This window comes from Nonomuraea sp. NPDC049646 (assembly GCF_044465525.1).
Classification (GTDB): domain Bacteria; phylum Actinomycetota; class Actinomycetes; order Streptosporangiales; family Streptosporangiaceae; genus Nonomuraea.
Genome location: NZ_JBITLU010000010.1, coordinates 311,729 through 330,013, shown reverse-complemented (window position 1 = coordinate 330,013; position 18,285 = coordinate 311,729). Strand labels below are relative to the sequence as shown.

17 protein-coding genes are annotated in these 18,285 nt (G+C 70.1%); 7 read left to right on the top strand and 10 right to left on the bottom strand.

Features of this window, described 5'->3' with window-relative positions; translation table 11 throughout:
* Positions 1 to 441: 441 nt before the first annotated feature.
* Genes ffh through ACIBQ8_RS30040 form a run of 5 tightly spaced genes read right to left on the bottom strand, consistent with a single transcriptional unit; the run spans position 442 to position 6,248 of the window.
* Positions 442 to 1,995: a signal recognition particle protein gene (gene ffh / locus ACIBQ8_RS30060; RefSeq protein ID WP_397169452.1), complete on the bottom strand. Its 1,554-nt coding sequence runs from the start codon at positions 1,993 to 1,995 to the stop codon at positions 442 to 444.
* A gap of 57 nt (positions 1,996 to 2,052) precedes the next feature.
* Complete coding sequence (locus ACIBQ8_RS30055; protein ID WP_352350493.1) at positions 2,053 to 2,613, bottom strand: ATP/GTP-binding protein; 561 nt, start codon at positions 2,611 to 2,613, stop codon at positions 2,053 to 2,055.
* A gap of 7 nt (positions 2,614 to 2,620) precedes the next feature.
* Complete coding sequence (locus tag ACIBQ8_RS30050) at positions 2,621 to 3,013, bottom strand: DUF742 domain-containing protein (RefSeq protein ID WP_352350303.1); 393 nt, start codon at positions 3,011 to 3,013, stop codon at positions 2,621 to 2,623.
* Between the two features lie 5 nt (positions 3,014 to 3,018).
* Positions 3,019 to 3,441, bottom strand: a complete 423-nt coding sequence (locus ACIBQ8_RS30045; RefSeq protein WP_352350301.1) for a roadblock/LC7 domain-containing protein — start codon at positions 3,439 to 3,441, stop codon at positions 3,019 to 3,021.
* Positions 3,438 to 6,248, bottom strand: a complete 2,811-nt coding sequence (locus ACIBQ8_RS30040; RefSeq protein ID WP_397193507.1) for a nitrate- and nitrite sensing domain-containing protein — start codon at positions 6,246 to 6,248, stop codon at positions 3,438 to 3,440. Before ACIBQ8_RS30040 ends, ACIBQ8_RS30045 begins: the two co-directional genes overlap by 4 nt.
* A gap of 462 nt (positions 6,249 to 6,710) precedes the next feature.
* Here ACIBQ8_RS30040 and ACIBQ8_RS30035 point away from each other — a divergent pair, with 462 nt between their 5' ends.
* From ACIBQ8_RS30035 to ACIBQ8_RS30020, 4 genes are read left to right on the top strand one after another with little or no spacing between them, the layout of a single operon-like run.
* Positions 6,711 to 7,697, top strand: a complete 987-nt coding sequence (locus ACIBQ8_RS30035) for an ABC transporter substrate-binding protein (RefSeq protein WP_397169455.1) — start codon at positions 6,711 to 6,713, stop codon at positions 7,695 to 7,697.
* The gene (locus tag ACIBQ8_RS30030) at positions 7,697 to 8,473 is read left to right on the top strand and encodes an ABC transporter permease (RefSeq protein ID WP_397169456.1); all 777 of its coding nucleotides are present in this window, start codon (positions 7,697 to 7,699) and stop codon (positions 8,471 to 8,473) included. Before ACIBQ8_RS30035 ends, ACIBQ8_RS30030 begins: the two co-directional genes overlap by 1 nt.
* Positions 8,470 to 9,261 (top strand): ABC transporter permease, encoded by a 792-nt coding sequence (locus ACIBQ8_RS30025; RefSeq protein WP_397169458.1) that lies wholly within the window; start codon positions 8,470 to 8,472, stop codon positions 9,259 to 9,261. The genes ACIBQ8_RS30030 and ACIBQ8_RS30025 overlap by 4 nt, the downstream gene beginning before the upstream one ends.
* 17 nt (positions 9,262 to 9,278) lie before the next feature.
* Positions 9,279 to 10,283 (top strand): methyltransferase, encoded by a 1,005-nt coding sequence (locus ACIBQ8_RS30020; RefSeq protein WP_397169460.1) that lies wholly within the window; start codon positions 9,279 to 9,281, stop codon positions 10,281 to 10,283.
* Positions 10,284 to 10,308: 25 nt separating this feature from the next.
* Here ACIBQ8_RS30020 and ACIBQ8_RS30015 read toward each other — a convergent pair whose 3' ends face one another.
* The 4 genes from ACIBQ8_RS30015 to ACIBQ8_RS30000 form a co-directional block, all read right to left on the bottom strand.
* A complete protein-coding gene (locus ACIBQ8_RS30015; protein WP_352329408.1) occupies positions 10,309 to 10,875 on the bottom strand; it encodes an ATP/GTP-binding protein in 567 nt (188 codons plus the stop codon).
* A gap of 7 nt (positions 10,876 to 10,882) precedes the next feature.
* Positions 10,883 to 11,230 (bottom strand): DUF742 domain-containing protein, encoded by a 348-nt coding sequence (locus ACIBQ8_RS30010; protein WP_352350491.1) that lies wholly within the window; start codon positions 11,228 to 11,230, stop codon positions 10,883 to 10,885.
* Positions 11,231 to 11,301: 71 nt separating this feature from the next.
* Positions 11,302 to 11,724, bottom strand: coding sequence for a roadblock/LC7 domain-containing protein (locus ACIBQ8_RS30005; RefSeq protein WP_020546542.1), 423 nt, complete (start codon positions 11,722 to 11,724; stop codon positions 11,302 to 11,304).
* Positions 11,721 to 14,540, bottom strand: coding sequence for a nitrate- and nitrite sensing domain-containing protein (locus ACIBQ8_RS30000; RefSeq protein ID WP_397169462.1), 2,820 nt, complete (start codon positions 14,538 to 14,540; stop codon positions 11,721 to 11,723). Before ACIBQ8_RS30000 ends, ACIBQ8_RS30005 begins: the two co-directional genes overlap by 4 nt.
* A gap of 765 nt (positions 14,541 to 15,305) precedes the next feature.
* Here ACIBQ8_RS30000 and ACIBQ8_RS29995 point away from each other — a divergent pair.
* Genes ACIBQ8_RS29995 through ACIBQ8_RS29985 form a run of 3 tightly spaced genes read left to right on the top strand, consistent with a single transcriptional unit; the run spans position 15,306 to position 17,823 of the window.
* Positions 15,306 to 16,181, top strand: a complete 876-nt coding sequence (locus tag ACIBQ8_RS29995; protein WP_358283719.1) for an ABC transporter substrate-binding protein — start codon at positions 15,306 to 15,308, stop codon at positions 16,179 to 16,181.
* Positions 16,178 to 16,996: an ABC transporter permease gene (locus ACIBQ8_RS29990; protein WP_397169464.1), complete on the top strand. Its 819-nt coding sequence runs from the start codon at positions 16,178 to 16,180 to the stop codon at positions 16,994 to 16,996. The genes ACIBQ8_RS29995 and ACIBQ8_RS29990 overlap by 4 nt, the downstream gene beginning before the upstream one ends.
* A complete protein-coding gene (locus tag ACIBQ8_RS29985; RefSeq protein WP_397169466.1) occupies positions 16,993 to 17,823 on the top strand; it encodes an ABC transporter permease in 831 nt (276 codons plus the stop codon). The genes ACIBQ8_RS29990 and ACIBQ8_RS29985 overlap by 4 nt, the downstream gene beginning before the upstream one ends.
* 13 nt (positions 17,824 to 17,836) lie before the next feature.
* On the opposite strand, the gene ACIBQ8_RS29980 is transcribed toward ACIBQ8_RS29985, so the two are convergent.
* Positions 17,837 to 18,271 carry a pyridoxamine 5'-phosphate oxidase family protein gene (locus ACIBQ8_RS29980; RefSeq protein ID WP_397169467.1) on the bottom strand — a complete coding sequence of 145 codons (435 nt, stop codon included), beginning with the start codon at positions 18,269 to 18,271 and terminating at the stop codon, positions 17,837 to 17,839.
* Between the last annotated feature and the right edge of the window lie 14 nt (positions 18,272 to 18,285).

Below are 18,285 nucleotides of genomic sequence, written 5' to 3'. Positions count from 1 at the left end.
GCCCCCCATCCGCGCGCCCGGTGACCGACCACGGTCCCGGGCGCGCACCCGTTCGGGCGACGGAACGCGCCAGAGGACGGCGACGCAGCACCGACCCGCGACCACCGTCATGGATCCGGTCCGCGCAGGGGGCCGACGCACGAAGGGTCCCCCCGAAGTCCAGGCAAGAGAAGGGCCGGCATGCGAAGCGGACCGGCGCCAAGCCGCTCAGCACCAAGACCGCTGGCACAGAACCGCCGGCGCAAGGACCGCTGGTGCAAGGGCGCGCGCAACAGACAGTCACGCGACAGACGGGCACCTGACAAGCCGGCGCGGCGGGCAGACGCGGCAGGCCCAACAGCTAGGCGAGCAGACCCAGCAGGCAGGGCAGGTGGGTGCCAGGGGCGGCAGGCCCGGCCAGCGGGCGGGGCGGGCGCAGGTGCGGCCCGCCCCCGGTGGTGGTTACTGGCCGGGCAGCTTCAGCTTCGACGGGTCGAAGCCCGGCGGCAGTTCGAGCCCCGGCGGCAGCTTGCCGCCCAGGTTCCCCAGCACTCCCCCGGCCTTGGGCGAAGCGCCCTCGCCGTCGGGCGACGGGGACGCCGACTTCTCCAGGCCCGCCTTGCGCGGGTCGCCGCTGACGCGCCGCCCCTTCTTGGCCTTCTTCTGGGCCTTGGACGCCTTCCCGCGCCCCCCGGGCATGCCCGGCAGCCCCATGCCCCCGGCCACCCGCTTCATCATCTTCTGCGCCTCGAAGAAGCGCGTGACGAGGTTGCTCACGGCGCTGACCGTGACGCCGGAGCCGGCGGCGATGCGGGCGCGGCGGGAGCCGTTGATGATCTTCGGGTCCTGCCGCTCGCCGGGCGTCATCGAGCGGATGATGGCGGCGATGCGGTCGAGGTCGCGGTCGTCGATGGAGTTGAGCTGGTCGCGCATCTGCCCCATGCCGGGCATCATGCCGAGCAGGTTCTTGATGGGGCCCATCTTCTGGACCATCATCATCTGCTCGAGGAAGTCGTCGAGCGTGAAGTTCTCGCCCGAGGTGAGCTTGCCCGCCATCTTGGCGGCCTGCTCCTCGTCGAACGTCTTCTGCGCCTGCTCGATCAGGGTGAGGATGTCACCCATGTCGAGGATGCGGGAGGCCATCCGGTCGGGGTGGAAGGCGTCGAAGTCTTCCAGCTTCTCGCCGGTGGAGGCGAACATGATCGGGCGGCCGGTGATGTGCCGCACCGACAGCGCGGCGCCGCCGCGGGCGTCGCCGTCGAGCTTGGTCAGCACGACGCCGTCGAAGCCGACGCCGTCCATGAACGCCTGGGCCGTGGTGACGGCGTCCTGGCCGATCATGGCGTCGACCACGAACAGGACCTCGTCGGGGCGGACCGCGTCGCGGATGTCGGCGGCCTGCTTCATCATCTCCTGGTCGATGCCCAGGCGACCGGCGGTGTCGATGATGACGATGTCGTGGTTGAGCCGCCTGGCCTCGTCGATCGAGCGGCGGGCGACGTCGACCGGGTCGCCGACGCCGCTGCCCGGCTCGGGCGCGAAGACGGCGACCTTGGCGCGCTCGCCCACGACCTGGAGCTGCTGCACGGCGTTGGGCCGCTGGAGGTCGGCGGCGACCAGCATGGGCGCGTGGCCCTGCTCGCGCAGCCACCGGGCCAGCTTGCCGGCCAGGGTCGTCTTGCCGGCGCCCTGGAGACCCGCGAGCATGACGACGGTCGGCGCGGTCTTGGCGAAGCGGAGCCTGCGGGTCTCGCCGCCGAGGATCTCGATCAGCTCGTCATTGACGATCTTGACGACCTGCTGCGCCGGGTTGAGCGCCTGGGAGACCTCGGCGCCGCGGGCGCGCTCCTTGACCTGGGCGACGAACGCCTTGACCACCGGGAGCGCGACATCGGCCTCGAGCAGGGCGATGCGGATCTCGCGGGCGGTGGCGTCGATGTCGGCGTCGGACAGCCGACCCTTGGATCGGAGGGAGGAGAAGACCGATGTCAGCCGGTCGGAAAGCGTCTCGAACACGTGGTTGGCCAGTCCTCGAAGCGAATGTACGTCTAAGACTTCAGCCTATCCGCTCTCCTAGCCGCTCCAGCCTGGCACGGCCATCCGGACGGTCAACGCGTGCTCGACGAGGTTGATCAGAGCGCTTTTGACCGAGTCCTTCTGGCGGGCGTCGAGGCGCACCAGCGGGATGTGGGGGGCCAGCGTGAGGGCGTCGCGGACCTCGGCGTCGCTGTGGGCGTAGGTGCCGTCCCAGCCGTTGATCCCCACGATGAACGGGAGCTGCGCCTCCTCGAAATAGTCGATCGCGGGGAAGCTGTCGGCCAGGCGGCGGGTGTCGACCAGCACGACGGCGCCGATGGCGCCGCGCACGAGGTCGTCCCACATGAACCAGAACCGGTGCTGTCCGGGGGTGCCGAACAGGTAGAGGATCAGGTCGCGGTCGAGCGAGACGCGGCCGAAGTCCATCGCGACGGTCGTGGTCGACTTCAGCGGCGTCATGCCCAGGTCGTCGATGCCCGCGGAGGCGTCCGTCATGACGGCCTCCGTCGTGAGCGGCATGATCTCCGAGACCGCGCCGACGAACGTCGTCTTGCCCACGCCGAAGCCGCCGGCCACCACGATCTTCGTCGAGGTCAGACCGGGGCTAGAGCCTGCGAAGTCCACTGAGCACCCTTTCCAGCAGGTTGACGTCCGGCCTACCCGCATCCAGCTGCGGCTGATGCACCCGTACCAGGCCCTCGGCCGCCATGTCAGCGATCAGAACACGCACCACACCGAGCGGGATCCGCAGCAGCGCCGACACCTCGGCGACCGACCGCACCTGACGGCAGAGCTGGCTGATCGCCTTGTACTCGGGGGTGATGTGGGAGAACTCCCGGTGTTCGGCCGTAGCCGACGAGACCAGGGCCTCCATGGCCAGCTTGACCTTGGGCGCGGTACGCCCGCCCGTCACCGCGTACGGGCGCACCGGCGAGGCCGGGTCCGAGCTGACCGGCGGCTGGGGCTCCCAACCGCCGCTGTTCCAGGAATCCGTCACCTACATCACCTGGTCTGGCTGGCGCGCAGCTCCGCGCGCACCGCCGGGGTCAGCACCTGACCGGCGCGATCCACCATCAAGGTCATCTGGTACGCCACCAGCCCCATGTCACAGTCCGGAGCCGCCAGGACCGCCAGGCACGAGCCGTCGCTGATCGACATGATCAGCATCAGCCCGCGCTGCATCTCCACGATCGTCTGGTTGACCGCACCACCCTCGAACACCCTGGCGGCGCCCTGCGTGAGGCTCACCAGCCCCGACGCGATGGCGGCCAGCTGGTCAGCCCGGTCAGCCGGGAAACCCGACGAAGCCGCGAGCGGCAAGCCGTCGGATGACACGACCACCGCGTGCGCGACCCCCGGGACGGTACTGACGAAGTCGGTGATCAACCAGTCGACTCCGCGCGCCGAGTGGCTCAGGTCATTCACGCGCCCTCCTCCCTACTGTCGTTCCTCGGGCCGGATTGGTATGTCCTGCCCTCGCTGATGTCGTCACGCGCTGCCCGGAAGCCCTGCTGGAAGCTCGACAACCTGCTGCGCACCCGGTCCGGCGAGACCGACGGCATGGGAGCCACACCCTTGGGCGCGGACGCCGTGTCCGCCGATCCGGGCACCAGGTTGGCCTTGGGCACCCGCTTGGGCAGCCCGGCCGCCGTCGAGCCGTCGCGTACGGGCTCCACCACGGACGCCGCCGCGTTCCAGCCGGCGTCGGCCTTGGCCGAACCCCAGGTGGCGCTGGGCTCGCCCTGGTCGAACCAGGCCGACTCCACCGCGGCGAAGATCGGCAGGTATTCGTCCCCGCCGGAGGCGGGCTTGACGACGGGGATCGGGCCGGTCGCCGCCGACTCGGTCTCGGGGTAGTCGTACTTGGACGCGGGCGACGTCTCCTGCGGCGGAGCCGACCAGGGGCGGGGCTCCTCGGGGGGCAGGCCGCGCTGCGGCGGCGCGTGCTCCCCGGTGACCGGCCCGCGTGAGGACACCCAGACGTCGGAGGAGGAGTCCGGCAGCCAGTCGGAGCCGGTGTTCGTCGACTCCGTCGAAGGCCACTGCGGCATCGCGGACGGCATGGAGGGCATCGAGGACGGCAGCGAGTTCGGCATCGACGGCCACGACCCGCCGGCCGGCTCGGACGGGTACGACGGGTAGGACGGGTGCCCGGGGGCGAGCCCGAAGCCCGAGGCGCCGGGCCACTGCTGGGCCCCGGCGGCGGGCTGGGAGGCGGCGAAGGCGTCCTCGCGGGCGGTCGTGGCGGCGGTGTTGCCGCCCGCGCCGGCGACCGCGGCGGGCTGCGCGCCGAGCAGCGTCTCGGGGATGAGGACCATGGCGGTCAGGCCGCCGGAGCCGTGCGGGCGCAGCTGCACCCTGATGCCGTGCCGGTGGGCGAGCCTGGCGACCACGAACAGGCCCATGCGGCGGGAGACCGACACGTCCACGGTGGGGGCGTCGGTCAGGCGCTCGTTGGCCTGGACCAGCTCGTCGCCGGTCATGCCGATGCCGGAGTCGCTGATGGAGAGCATGATCCCGCCGCCGTCGATCCTGCTGCCGGAGACGGGGACGCGGGTCTCGCGCGGGGAGAACGACAGCGCGTTCTCGATGAGCTCGGCCAGCAGGTGGATGACGTCGTTGACGGCCTGGCCGGCGATGGAGACGCCCTCGGGGACCTCCAGGACGACGCGCTCGTAGTTCTCGACCTCCGACAGGGAGGCGCGGGCCACGTCGACCAGCTTGACCGGCTGGCTCCAGCGCCGCGGCGGGTCCTGGCCGGCGAGGACCAGCAGGTTCTCGCTGTTGCGCCGCATGCGCGTGGCCAGGTGGTCCAGCTTGAACAGGTTGCCGAGCCGCTGCTCGTCCTGCTCGCCCTGCTCCAGACCGTCGATCAGGGTGATCTGCCGCTCCACCAGCGTCTGACTGCGCCGCGACAGGTTCACGAACATCGCGTTGACGTTCGAGCGGAGCCTGGACTCCTCGCCGGCCAGCCGGACGGCTTCGCGGTGGACCTCGTCGAAGGCGCGGGCGACTTCACCGATCTCGTCCCTGGAGTTGACCTCGATCGGCGGGACCTGGAGCTGTTCGGGGCTGACGTCGGTGTTGCGCAGCTGCCTGACCAGGTCGGGCAGCGTCTGGCCGGCGATCTTCAGGGCGTCCGAGCGCAGGCGGCGCAGCGGGCGTACCAGCGAGCCGGCCATCAGGGCGGTGATCGCGAGGACCAGGACGAGCAGGCCCACCACGACGCCGATGTTGATCGCGGCGAGCTGCCGGTCGCTGCTGGCGATGTCGGCGCTTCGGGTGGCGATCTGCTCCGACAGCGACTTCTGCACGGTGTGCAGGCGCTCGACGGTCTCGGTGATGGACTGGAACCACTGGTCGGTGTCGTCCCTGGTCGAGGTGTCGAGCCGGCGCAGTGAATCGTTGGCGTTGTGCAGCAGCACCGCACGGCTGGCGTAGAACTCGGCGCGGCCGATCTTCAGGCTGGCGACGGTGTTGTCGTAGAACTGCCGCTGCGCGGGCGTGGCGACGGCGCGGAAGGAGTCGCGCTCGCTGTTGCGGCGGGAGCGGGCGTCGAGGAAGGCGTTGTACTCCGGCTCCTCGAACGAGCCTCTGATCAGGGCGCTGGTCAGCAGGCCGCGCTGCTTGGAGGCCTCCTCCTCGGCGCGGGCGACGGCGCGCAGGGCCGCGCTGGTGGCGATGATCTCCTCGTCCGTGGAGCCCTGGCCGAGCTCGTCGTAGAGCTGCAGCAGCTCGGCGATGGCCTCGGAGTACTTCTCGCTGGTGGGCAGCGGCCCGAGCTTGGTCTCGGCGACGGCCTTGCGCATGGAGGGGATCTGGCCGAGCCGGATCCGGATGTGGTCGAGCGACTTCCTGCCGAGGTCGGACAGCGACGCCTCGGACTTCTTGCCCGCGTCAAGGGTGCTGGCGATGCGCTTGTCGACGATCTCGTGCTGGCTCTTCAACCGCTGCTCGTCGGAGGCTCCGCGGTTGGTGGCGACGTGGCGGACGGCCAGGTCGCGTTCGAGCCCGAGGTCGCGGGAGAGCTCGCCGAGCTGCGCGACCAGGGTTCCCACGCTGCTGATGTCCTGGTACTGCTGCGCGCTGTTGATCGACGTCGTGACCCGCAGGGCGCCGAGGACGACGGCCACGAGCGTGGGAATGGCGATGAGGGCGATGAGGCGGGTACGCACGCGCCAGTTGCGCAGGGCGAACGGGCTGCCCGCCTTGGGCGGGTGGGCCTGCTGCACCTCGCCGTCCGCGGCCTTTTCCGGGGCGTCCGGAGCCCTGCCACGACCGGGTCCGGTCGTTGTTGTCCTCACTGGTGGCAACCTCTCGCCATGGCCTGCTTCAGGGGGAATCAGCGGCTTCGTCACGCGGACGAGTGATCGCAGGCAAGTTCGAGGCCCAATTTGAGCACAAACCTCATACTTAGGCCAACGTTTCGGTGGTTTTCAACCGTTCCACATCGCACTCCCTTCACGTCGCATGCCACCGCACACGGAGCGCAACCACCGTCCCAATACGGACATATCACCACTAAACATACTTAATCTCTAGATTTACATCTATAACGCTGATTTGTCATATTTTCGCGATAAACCTACATATACGCGGCATAGCGCTGTAGATCCGAAGACGGCTCCGGTACGCTTCACGCCCGGCATCCCGTGCCGATCTCCGGAACTTCCCCCTGGTAGGAGAACCCCCCCATGACACGCACTATGCGCGGTCACGCCATTGTCGTCGGCGTGGCTCTGGCGCTCACCCTTGCAGGCTGCGGCGGAGGCAGCGGCGAGACCGCGAAGAGCTCGGCCAACAGCAAGGGCCTGGAGAAGACCACCATCAAGGTCGGCGCCCTCCCCGTGCCCGACGTTGTGTCGGTCTATCTCGCCAACGAAAAGGGCTTCTTCAAGGAAGAGGGACTGACCGTCGAGCCGGTCACCATCACCGGTGGCGCGGCGGCGTTGCCGCAGATCGAGAGCGGCGCGCTCGACATCTCGCAGACCAACTACGTCTCGACCTTCCTCGCGGTGAGCAAGGGCAAGAAGATCAAGCTGGTCGCGGACATGTACCAGGCCGCGCCCAACACGTTCAACATCATGGTGCCCAAGGACTCCCCCATCAAGACGGTGGCGGACCTGAAGGACAAGACGATCTACGTCAACAACCTCAAGAACATCGCCACCCTGGCCGTGGAGACGCAGCTCAAGGTCGCCGGTCTGGCCGACACCGACGTCAAGTTCGTGGAGAAGCCGTTCCCCGAGCAGGGCAACGCGATCAACACCGGGCAGGCGGACGCGGGCTGGATGACCGAGCCCTTCATCACCGCCAACCAGAGCACCTTCGGCTTCCGCAAGCTCGCCGACACCATGACCGGCCAGACGGAGGACTTCCCCATCGCCGGCTGGATGGCCACCGAGGACTGGGTGCAGAAGTACCCGAAGACGCTGGCCGCCTTCCAGCGGGCCATCGCCAAGGCGCAGCAGCTCGCCTCCAGTGACCGCAAGGTCATCGAGGAGACGCTGCCGAAGTACACCAAGATCGACGCCAAGACGGCCTCGGTGATCACGCTCGGCACGTACCCGAGCGAGCTGAACGAGAACCGGCTGCAGAAGGTCGCCGACCTGATGCTGGAGTACAAGTACCTCACCAGCCCGGTCGACGTGAAGTCGGTCATCGCCGCCCCTGCAAGCTGATGAACACCGCGCGTCTGCTCCGCGGCGCCGCCGGCGCCGCGGGGTTCCTCATCGCCGGTGAGCTGGTCATCCGCTTCGCGCTGAGCGACGGCGTGATCTTCCCGGCGCCCTCCGTCATCCTGTACGAAGCCGTGCGCCTGCTCGCCGACCCGGTGTTCACGCAGGGCCTGGTCACCACCCTCACCAACTGGGCGCTCGGCCTGCTCGCCGCGATCGTCGTGGCCGTGCCGCTGGGCGTGCTGCTGGGGGCGGTGCCGCCGGTGGAGCGGGCGATCCGGCCGCTGCTGGAGTTCATGCGCCCGATCCCCTCGGTGGCGATCATCCCGCTGGCGATCCTGCTGATCCCGGTGGACGGCCTGATGAAGGTCTCGGTCATCGTGTACGCGTCCATGTGGCCGATCCTGATCAACACCCTGTACGGCATGCAGGACGTGGACCCGCTGGCCAAGGAGTCGCTGCGCAGCTTCGGCTTCGGCCGCCTGGCCGTGCTGGCCCGGGTCAGCCTGCCGAGCGCCGCCCCCTTCGTCGCGACCGGCATCAGGATCGCGGCCGGCATCGCGCTCGTGCTCGCTGTGAGCGCCGAGCTGCTGGCCGGCGGCACGGCCGGGATCGGCGTCTACACGATCCAGGCGGGCAGCGGCAACCGGATGGACCTGATCATGGCGGCGACGTTCTGGGCCGGGGCGTTCGGGGTGTTCGCGAACCTCGTCCTGCTGGCCGGCGAGCGGCGGCTGTTCCGCTGGCACCGCGTCCGGATGGGAGCGTCGGAGTCGTGAGGCGGCTGTCCAGGCTGTGGGTGGTGCCGGTCGTGCTGGTCGTCTGGGAGCTGCTCGGGCGGCTCATCGACGACACCGACTTCCCGCCGCCGCTGACCATCGTCACCAGCATGTACCAGATGTGGTTCTCCGGCCCCGTCTCCCACCTGTTCCTCACCGAAGAGGCGATCGGCAACATCCTGCCCAGCCTCGGCCGCATGTTCAGCGGCTGGATCCTGGCCTCGCTGCTCGGGGTGCTGCTCGGCGTGGCGCTCGGCCGTTCCAGGGCGGCCACCGACTACGTGGACGCGCTGTTCGAGTTCGGCCGGGCGATCCCGCCGCCGCTGCTGCTGCCGCTGTTCGTCGCGCTGTTCGCGCGCACCGAGCACGCGCAGCTCAGCATGCAGCTCGCCACGATCGTGTTCGGCGTGATCTGGCCGGTGCTGCTCAACACGATCGAGGGCGTCCGGGCCGTGGATCGCACCTACACCGAGACCGCCACCGTGTTCGGCCTGTCCAAGGCGCAGCGCCTGCGCGTGGTCGTGCTCCCCGCCGCCTCGCCGAAGATCTTCGCCGGGCTGCGGCTGAGCCTGTCGCTGGCGCTGATCCTCATGGTGATCTCCGAGCTGTTCGGCAGCACGGACGGCATCGGCTACCAGCTCCTGCAGGCCCAGCGCAGCTTCGACGGGCCCGGCGTGTGGGCCGCGATCGCCCTGCTCGGCATCCTCGGCTACCTGGTGAACTCGCTGTTCGTGCTGGCCGAGCGCCGCCTGCTGGTGTGGCACCGGCAGGCCAACCGCAACGTCTGACTTTCTGGAAGGACCCCATGCCCCACTCGGATGACCTCCTTTGGGGGGCCGTGGCCGACATCTCGCGCTTCGCCGCTCTGCTGACCATGGCGGAGCTCGGCCTGGCCGACCATCTCGCCCACGGTCCGCTCACCACCGCAGACCTGGCCGCCCGCTGCGAGGCCGACGCCCCCAGGCTGCGCCGCGTGCTGCGCGAGCTGGCCGGGATGGGCGTGGTCCGCGGCGCCGGGCCGGACACCTTCGACCTGACCGAGCGCGGCACGGCGCTGCGGTCGGACGTGCCTGACTCGGTGCGCTCGTCGATCCGGATGCTCGGCGAGGAGGGCTTCTGGCACGCCATGGGCAACCTGCCCGCGACCGTCCGCGACGGCGGCTCGGCCTTCGCCGCCCGCTACGGCCACCTGTACGACTACCTGGCGGCCAACCCGGGAGCGGGCAAGCTGTTCGACGACTACATGACCGCCCGCGCGATCCCCTTCACCGAGGGCCTGGCCAAGCGGTACGACTTCCCGGCCACCGCGACCATGGTGGACGTCGCCGGCGGCAAGGGCCACATCCTGGCCACCGTCCTGCACGCCAACCCGGACATGCGCGGCATCCTGTTCGACCTGGAGCACGTGGCCGGCCGGGCCAGGGAGCTGCTGGCCGCCGAGGGGCTGGGTGAGCGGAGCGAGGTCGTCACCGGCGACTTCTTCACCGAGGTCCCGGCGGGCGGCGACGTCTACCTGCTGGCCAGCGTCCTGCACAACTGGGACGACGAGGACGCGGTCACGATCCTGCGCAACGTCCGCCGGGCGATGAACCCCGGCGGCCGCGTCCTGGTGCTGGAGGTGGTGCTGCCCGACGACGAGGCGCCGCACCTGGGCAAGGACATCGACATGCGGATGCTGGCGATCTTCGACGGCGGCGCCGAGCGCAGCCGCGAGGAGTACACGGCACTGCTCGACCGGGCGGACCTGCGCCTGGCCGAGGTCGTCGAGCTGGGCTCGGGAGCCAGCCTCATCGAGGCCCGGCCCCGCTGAGCGCGCGGGGCGGCGGCGGGCCGGATCAGCCGCCGCCGCTCCAGCCCGGCACCGCCATCCTGATCGACAGGGCGTGCTCGACCAGGTGGATCAGGGCGCTCTTGACCGAGTCCTTGGAGCGGGCGTCCAGCCGGACGAGCGGGATGTGGGGGGCCAGCGTGAGGGCGTCGCGGACCTCGGCGTCGCTGTGCGGGTACTGGCCGTCCCAGCCGTTGACGCCCACCACGAACGGCAGCTGCGCCTCCTCGAAGTAGTCGATCGCGGGGAAGCTGTCGGCCAGGCGGCGGGTGTCCACCAGCACGACCGCGCCGATCGCGCCGCGCACCAGGTCGTCCCACATGAACCAGAACCGGTGCTGGCCCGGCGTGCCGAACAGATAGAGGATCAGGTCACGGTCGAGCGAGACGCGGCCGAAGTCCATCGCGACGGTCGTGGTCGACTTCAGGGGCGTCATGCCCAGGTCGTCGATCCCCGCGGAGGCGTCGGTCATCACCGCCTCCGTGGTCAACGGCATGATCTCCGAGACCGCGCCGACGAACGTCGTCTTGCCCACCCCGAAACCGCCGGCCACCACGATCTTCGTTGAAGTCAAGCCGGGGCTAGAGCCTGCGAAGTCCACTGAGCACCCTTTCGAGCAGATTAACGTCCGGCCTGCCGGCGTCCAGCTGTGGCTGATGCACGCGGACCAGGCCCTCGGCCGCCATGTCGGCGATCAGAACACGCACCACGCCCAGCGGGATCCGCAGCAGCGCCGACACCTCGGCCACGGACCGGACCTGCCTGCACAGCTGGCTGATCGCCTGGTACTCCGGCGTGATGTGGGAGAACTCCCGGTGCTCGGCGGTCGCCGACGACACCAGGGCCTCCATCGCCAGCTTGACCCTGGGCGCCGTCCGCCCACCCGTCACCGCGTACGGGCGGACGGGTGAGGCGGGGTCGGGGTGCAGCTGCGACTGGGGCTGTGGCTTGGGCGGAGGCGCCCAGCCGCCGCTGTTCCATCTCTGGTCCGTCACCTACATCACCTGGTCTGGCTGGCGCGCAACTCGGCCCGCACCGCCGGGGTCAGCACCTGACCGGCGCGATCCACCATCAGAGTCATCTGGTACGCCACCAGCCCCATGTCACAGTCCGGAGCCGCCAGCACCGCCAGGCACGAGCCGTCGCTGATCGACATGATCAGCATCAGCCCGCGCTGCATCTCCACGATCGTCTGGTTGACCGCACCACCCTCGAACACCCTGGCCGCACCCTGCGTCAGGCTCACCAGCCCCGACGCGATGGCGGCCAGCTGGTCAGCCCGGTCAGCCGGGAAACCCGACGAGGCCGCAAGCGGCAACCCGTCGGACGAGACGACCACCGCATGTGCCACACCGGGGACCGTGCTGACGAAGTCGGTGATCAACCAGTCGACTCCGCGCGCCGCGTGGCTCAGGTCGTTCATGCGCCCTCCTCTCTGTCACTGTTGTGGGCTTCACCGTTGAAGGAGCCGCGAGGGCCCGGCTGGAACGCCTTGCCCCCGGTGATGTCGTCGCGGGCCGCCCGGAAGCCCTGCTGGAAGCTGGACAGCCGGTTCCGCACCCGGTCCGGCGAGACCGAGGGCATCGGGGAGACGCCCTTGGGCGAGGCGGAGGTGTCGGCCGAGCCCGGCACCAGGTTCGCCTTGGGCACCCGTTTGGGCAGGCCGGCCGCGGTCGTGCCGTCGCGGGCCGGCTCGGCCACCGCCTCGGCCGCGCTCCAGCCGGCGTCGGCCTTGGTCGAGCCCCAGCCGCCCTCGTCGCGTCCGAACCAGGCCGACTCGACGGCGGCGAAGATCGGCAGGTAGTCGTCCCCGGCGGAGGCGGGCGGCACGGGCGGGATCGGGCCGGTGGCCGCCGACTCGGTCTCGGGGAAGTCGGGCCGCGCACGCGGGAAGCCGTCCTGCTTCCAGGGGGGCGGCGGCTCGGCCGGGGGCCTCTTGGGCAGCCCGCGATCGCCGTTGTTGCGCGGCGGCGACCAGATGTCGTGGCTGTCGAAGCCGCCGCCGTGCGGGTCGGAGGGCCAGCCGTCGGACGGCCACTGCGGCCAGTTGCCCCCCGCCTCCGGGTTCGAGGGGTACGACGGGTGCGCGGGCCCCATCTGGTAGGTGGGCCGCGGCCAGTCCTGTCCGGCGGCCGGGGGCGCCTGCGGCCAGTCGGCCGCCGGCGTGAGCGGCGTCTGCGGCCAGTCGGCTCCCGGGGCGGGCGGCGCGGGCGGCCAGTCGGACCCGGCGGCCGAGGCGGCCGCGGGCCAGTCGGCCTCGGGCGGAGCGGAGATCGGCGGCCAGTCGGTGGCCGGGGGCGCCGCGTGCGGCCCCACGTACGGCTCGCTCCCGGCCGTGCTCTCGGCCGCCGCCGGCTGCATGCCCGCGAACCCGGGCGGCTGCGTGCCGAGCATGTTCTCCGGGACGAGCACCATGGCGGTCAGCCCGCCCGAGCTGTGCGGACGGAGCTGCACCCTGATGCCGTGCCGGTGGGCGAGCCTGGCGACCACGAACAGGCCCATCCGCCGCGAGACCGACACGTCGACGCTGGGCGAGTCGGTGAGGCGGTCGTTGGCCTGGGCCAGTTCCTCGGGGGTCATGCCGATGCCGGAGTCGGTGATCGACAACATCACGCCGCCGCCGTCGATCCTGCTGCCCGACACCGCCACCCGGGTCTCGCGCGGCGAGAACGACAGCGCGTTCTCCACCAGCTCGGCCAGCAGGTGGATGACGTCGTTGACGGCCTGGCCGGCCACCGACACGCCGTCGGGCACCTGGAGCACGACGCGCTCGTAGCTCTCGACCTCCGACAGGGAGGCGCGGGCGACGTCGACCAGCTTGACCGGCTGGCTCCAGCGCCGCGGCGGGTCCTGACCCGCCAGCACCAGCAGGTTCTCGCTGTTGCGCCGCATGCGCGTGGCCAGGTGGTCCAGCTTGAACAGGTTGCCGAGCCGCTGCTCGTCCTGCTCGCCCTGCTCCAGACCGTCGATCAGGGTGATCTGCCGCTCCACCAGCGTCTGGCTGCGCCGCGACAGGTTCACGAACATCGCGTTGACGTTCGAGCGCAGCCGCGCCTCCTCGCCGGCCAGCCGGACGGCTTCGCGGTGGACCTCGTCGAAGGCGCGCGCCACCTCGCCGATCTCGTCGTGGGTGTCCACGCCGATCGGCGGGACGGGCCCGACCTTGCCGTCACCCGCCTCCCGGAGCGCCCGCACGGTCTCCGGCAGGCGTTTGCCGGCGATGTCCAGGGCCTCGCCGCGCAGCCTGCGCAGCGGCCTGATGAGCGAGCGGGCGATGAAGGTGATGATGATCAGCACCACGATCAGCAGGATCATGATGAGCACGCCGGAGATCAGCGCCGAGCGGTTGGCCGCCTCCTCCAGGGCGCGGGCCCGCAGGATGACCGAGGAGGCCAGCGACTTCTCCACGCTGCGCAGGGCGTCGATCTTGCCGGTGCTGACGTCGAACCAGGTGCCGACGTCCTTGTCCGGCCGTACGCCGATGCTCAGGGGCTTGGCCTCGACGGACTGGGCCATGGCCCGCAGGCGGAACAGGTCGGTCTGGTCGACGTCCCTGCCCACCACGGTGTCGCGGTAGAGCTCAAGCTGGTCGATGCTGGCGAGGGTGGCGAAGAGGGTCTCCTCGCTCTCCTCGCGCGCCTTGGCGTCGGAGAGCGCGTCGAGCTCGCCGCTGTCGAAGCTCTTCTTGTCCAGGGCGCTGGCCAGGATGCCGCGCTGCTTGGACGCCTGCTCCTTCGCGCGCGCGATGGCGGCCATGGAGCTGGCGCTGTGGGAGATGTCGTCGTCCACCGCGACCTGTCCCACCTGGTCGTGGAACTGCAGGAGGGTGGCGATGATCTGGGAGTACTTCTGGATCATCGGCAGCGGCTGGATCTTGCCCTTGACGGCGGTGTCGCGCAGGGTCTGGATCTCCTCCAGGCGGCGCAGCACCGGGCGTACGGAGTCCGCGTGGGTGTCGGTGAGGGCGCCGGCCCGCACCTTGGCCTCGTCGATGAGGTTGTCGACCCCGCTGTAGGTGGTGCGGAGCTGGGCCGCGCGGCTCTCCGGACGACCTTGGGCGATGTAGAGAGCGGTCTCGTCCCGTTCGAAGGCCAGTTCGTGCGTGACGGCGCCGAGCTGCTCGCTGAGCTCGGCCACCTCTCTGAGTGTCTGGTAGGTGTTGGCGTCCCTGAGGGAGGTGATCACGTTCAGCCCGCCCAGGCCCACCGCGACAGCCGTGGGCACGACGATCAACGCCACGAGGCGCGATCGTACGTGCCAATTGCCCAATCCGAACCTGTTAGAAGCAGGTTTGGGCAGCCGTCGCTTCTGGTGCCCGTGCGGCTCGCGGTCAGCGGAAGCTTCAGCGCTCTGCGTTCTCACTTGCCTCGCAACCTCTCGCCCCGGAGGGGAATTCTCGAAGACCATGCAGGTAAATGCACGTGGGGCAATATGTACAATCGAGATGAGGGCCATTTGAGCACAGGTGCCGGTCTGGACCAACCACCTATAGTGCCCCTCTGAGGCTTATATCCCGGATTGTCCAAAAATTGTGACAAAATTGGTAGACCGCCGTTTACCTGCAAAAACGGGCAGCCGAAACGTGTTCCGCAAGCCCCCTTCCGCCCGCGGAACGATCCAGGTCAGCTAGTCCCACCAGTAACAGACGCCCCGGTCGCCACCCTCTTTCCCAAAACGGACAAAGACATCTCACGCCTCTATTTACGATAGAGCGGCAAACGGACATTGCAACCACAAGAGTCATTTTCTTGATAATGACTGCCAATGTGGTGCTACGGTCGATTCCTGCTTGTTCGTCAGGCACTCAGCCCCGGGGGCAGTTCAGCCACCCGGTCCCCCCGGCTCCACGTCTTGAAGGGAGTCCCTGACATGAGGCTTGGCCGCTCCGCCAAGGCCGCCATCATCGGGTTCGCTGTGACTTTAGGCGCCGTAGCGTGCAGCACCGGCGGCTCAACCACCGCCAGCGCACCACCCTCCGCCTCCGCGAACGGCGGCGGCGGCGCCTTGGAGAAGACGAAGCTCAAGATCGCCACCCTGCCCGCCATCGACAGTGCCGCCATCTACGTCGCCATCGACCAGAAGCTCTTCGAGCAGGAGGGTCTCGACGTCACCCCGCAGGTCGTCCAGGCCGCCCCCGAGGCGATCCCCATGCTGGTCAACGGCGAGATCGACGCCATGTTCGGCAACTACGTGTCGATGTTCCAGGCGCACGACAAGGGGGCGATCAAGATCCACGTGCTCGCCGAGGGCTCGCGGGCCGCCCCCGACTCGCTCAGCATCATGGCGCTGCCCAACTCCCCCATCAAGACGCCGAAGGACCTCGCGGGCAAGACGATCAACGTCAACGTCCTGCACAACTTCCAGGAGCTCGCGCTCACCCAGGTGCTCAAGGCCAACAACATCGACCCCGGCACGATCAAGTACGTCCCCGTGACGTTCCAGAACATCATGGCCTCGTGGAAGAGCGGCCAGATCGACGCCGCCTACCTGGGCGAGCCGCAGGTCACCGCGGCGACCTCGTCGATGGGCGCGCGCAAGATCCTCGACCCGGCCTCCGGGCCGGCGGCGGAGTTCCCGATCTCGGGATACATCAGCACCCAGGACTGGTACGACAAGAACCCGAGGACGGCGGCGGCCTTCCAGCGGGCCATCCACAACGCGGCCAAGCTGATGGAGAACAACCGTGAGGTGGTGGCCAAGGTGCTGCCGAACTTCACGCAGATCGACGCGTCCACGGCGGCCACGGTCACCTTCCCCTACTTCTCCAGCTCCGACAACCCGGTACGGCTGCAGCGGGTGGCCGACTGGATGTGGGAGGCCAAGTGGCTGGGCAAGGAGATCGACGTCAAGACGCTGATGTCGCCGACGACGTCGGGGTGAGCAGCACCGCTACGGGCGTCGTCCGCCGTCCGGCCGGCGCCGCCACGCGGTGGTCGCGCCGGGCGGCGGGGGCGGCCGGCTTCGCCGTCCTCGTCGAGCTGCTGAGCCGGTCGGGGCTGGTGGACGCCGAGGTGCTGCCGCCGGCCAGCCGGATCGTCGGGCGCGGCCTGGCGCTGCTCGCCGACCCCGCCTTCCTGGCCCACGCCCGCACCAGCCTGCTGGCCTGGGCCTTCGGGCTCGGCCTCGCGGTGCTGGTGGCGGTGCCGCTCGGCCTGCTGCTCGGCAGCGTGCCGGTGATCGACGCCGCCACCCGCTCGGTGGTGGAGTTCCTGCGGCCGATCCCCTCGGTGGCGCTGATCCCGCTGGTCGCCCTCGTGATCGGCACCGGCCTGCAGCTCCGCGTCACGCTCGTGCTCTACGCCGCCATGTGGCCCGTCCTCTACAACACCATGTACGGCCTGCGCGGCGTCGACCCCGTCGCCAAGGAGACCCTGCGCTCCTACGGCTTCGGCCCGCTGTCGGTGCTGCTGCGCGTCAGCCTGCCGTCGGCGGCGCCGTTCATCACCACGGGCGTGCGGCTGGCGGCGTCCGTGGCGCTCATCCTGACCGTCAGCACCGAGATCGTGGCCGGGCGCGGGGAGGGCATCGGCGTGTTCATCTTCTTCGCCGGGATCGCGGTCCCGGCCAGGATGACCGACATCCTGGCCGGGGTGTTCTGGGTGGGGCTGTTCGGCGTGCTGGTCAACGCGCTGCTGGTGGCGGTCGAGCGGCGCGCCTTCCGCTGGCACCACGCCCGGCTGACGGAGGGGTCGTGACCAGGGCCGGGCGCGGCCCGTCGGCGCGCGACCGCACGCGCGGCACGGCGTTCCGGGTGGCCGTGCTGGCCGTGCTGGTCCTGGCCTGGGAGGCGGGCACGCGGCTGGCGGGCAGCTCGTTCTTCCCGCCGCCGACGACGATCGTGGCCCGGATGCACCAGATGTGGTTCTCCGGCCCGCCGGGCAGCCTGTTCCTGACCGGCGCGGCGGTGGACGACGTCCTGCCGAGCCTGGGCCGGATGGCCGCCGGGTTCGCGGGCGGGGCGGTGGCCGGGGTGGTGCTCGGGCTGGCGTTCGGGCTGTCGGCGCGGGTCTACGACTATCTCGACGGCGTGCTGCAGTTCCTGCGCGCGATCCCGCCGCCCGCGCTGGTCACCGTGTTCCTGGTGGTGTTCGGCTTCGGGCTGCGCATGCAACTGGCGTTCATCATGTTCAGCGTCGTGTGGCCGGTGCTGCTCAACACCGCCGACGGCGCGCGGGCGGTCGATCCGCTGCACCTGGACACCGGGCGGGTGTTCCGGCTGTCGGCGACCGAACGCCTGCTGCGGGTCGTCCTGCCGTCGGCGCTGCCGAAGATGTTCGCCGGGCTGCGGCTGTCGCTGTCGTTGTCGCTGATCGTCATGGTCTTCGCCGAGCTGCTGCCGGGGGCCTCCAACGGCATCGGGTTCCAGCTCACCACCGCGTACTCGACGTTCGACCTGCCCGCGATGTGGGCCGGGATCGTGCTGCTCGGCGTGCTGGGCTACCTGCTCAACGAGCTGTTCCTGGTGGCCGAGCGGCGGGTGCTGGCCTGGCACCTCGGCGCGCAGCGGCTCACGGAGCAGTGAACGTGCGGGCGGCTCACGGAGCGGTGAACGTGCCGGCGGCGACCGGGCGGGTGCGCGGTGGCTCGTAGGCGCCCGAGTCGATGCCCCACGACGCGACGGCCAGCGGCATGATCTCCACCCATACGGGCTCGTACCCGGGTTTCAGCCGCTCGCCGCCCTTGGCGTGGACCCGCCCGACGCCCTGGACGAGGACGCCGCGCGGCCCGTCCTCGGTGAAGTCGTCCACGACGAGCGACACCTCGGGGTTGTCCCTGACGTCACGCCGGTACCGCCGGGGACGCACGCCGCCGGGCAGCAGGCGGGAGCCGACCGCGATCATGCCGCGGTCCGGCTGGAGATGGATGCGCACGGGCACGACGTGCGGCGTCCCCCCGGCTCCGGCCGTGGCGAGCCGCGCCAGGTCGTGCTCAAGCAGGTAGGCGAACTCCCCGTCACTGAATCCGCGCATCACACACCTCACAC

What these genes read in the sequence shown, in the direction of transcription:
- ACIBQ8_RS30005 (WP_020546542.1), bottom strand. Translation starts at nt 11,724, where the DNA reads ATGAACGACCTGAGCCACGCGGCGCGCGGAGTCGACTGGTTGATCACC.
- ACIBQ8_RS30020 (WP_397169460.1), top strand. Translation starts at nt 9,279, where the DNA reads ATGCCCCACTCGGATGACCTCCTTTGGGGGGCCGTGGCCGACATCTCG.
- ACIBQ8_RS30035 (WP_397169455.1), top strand. Translation starts at nt 6,711, where the DNA reads ATGACACGCACTATGCGCGGTCACGCCATTGTCGTCGGCGTGGCTCTG.
- ACIBQ8_RS29980 (WP_397169467.1), bottom strand. Translation starts at nt 18,271, where the DNA reads ATGCGCGGATTCAGTGACGGGGAGTTCGCCTACCTGCTTGAGCACGAC.
- ACIBQ8_RS30030 (WP_397169456.1), top strand. Translation starts at nt 7,697, where the DNA reads ATGAACACCGCGCGTCTGCTCCGCGGCGCCGCCGGCGCCGCGGGGTTC.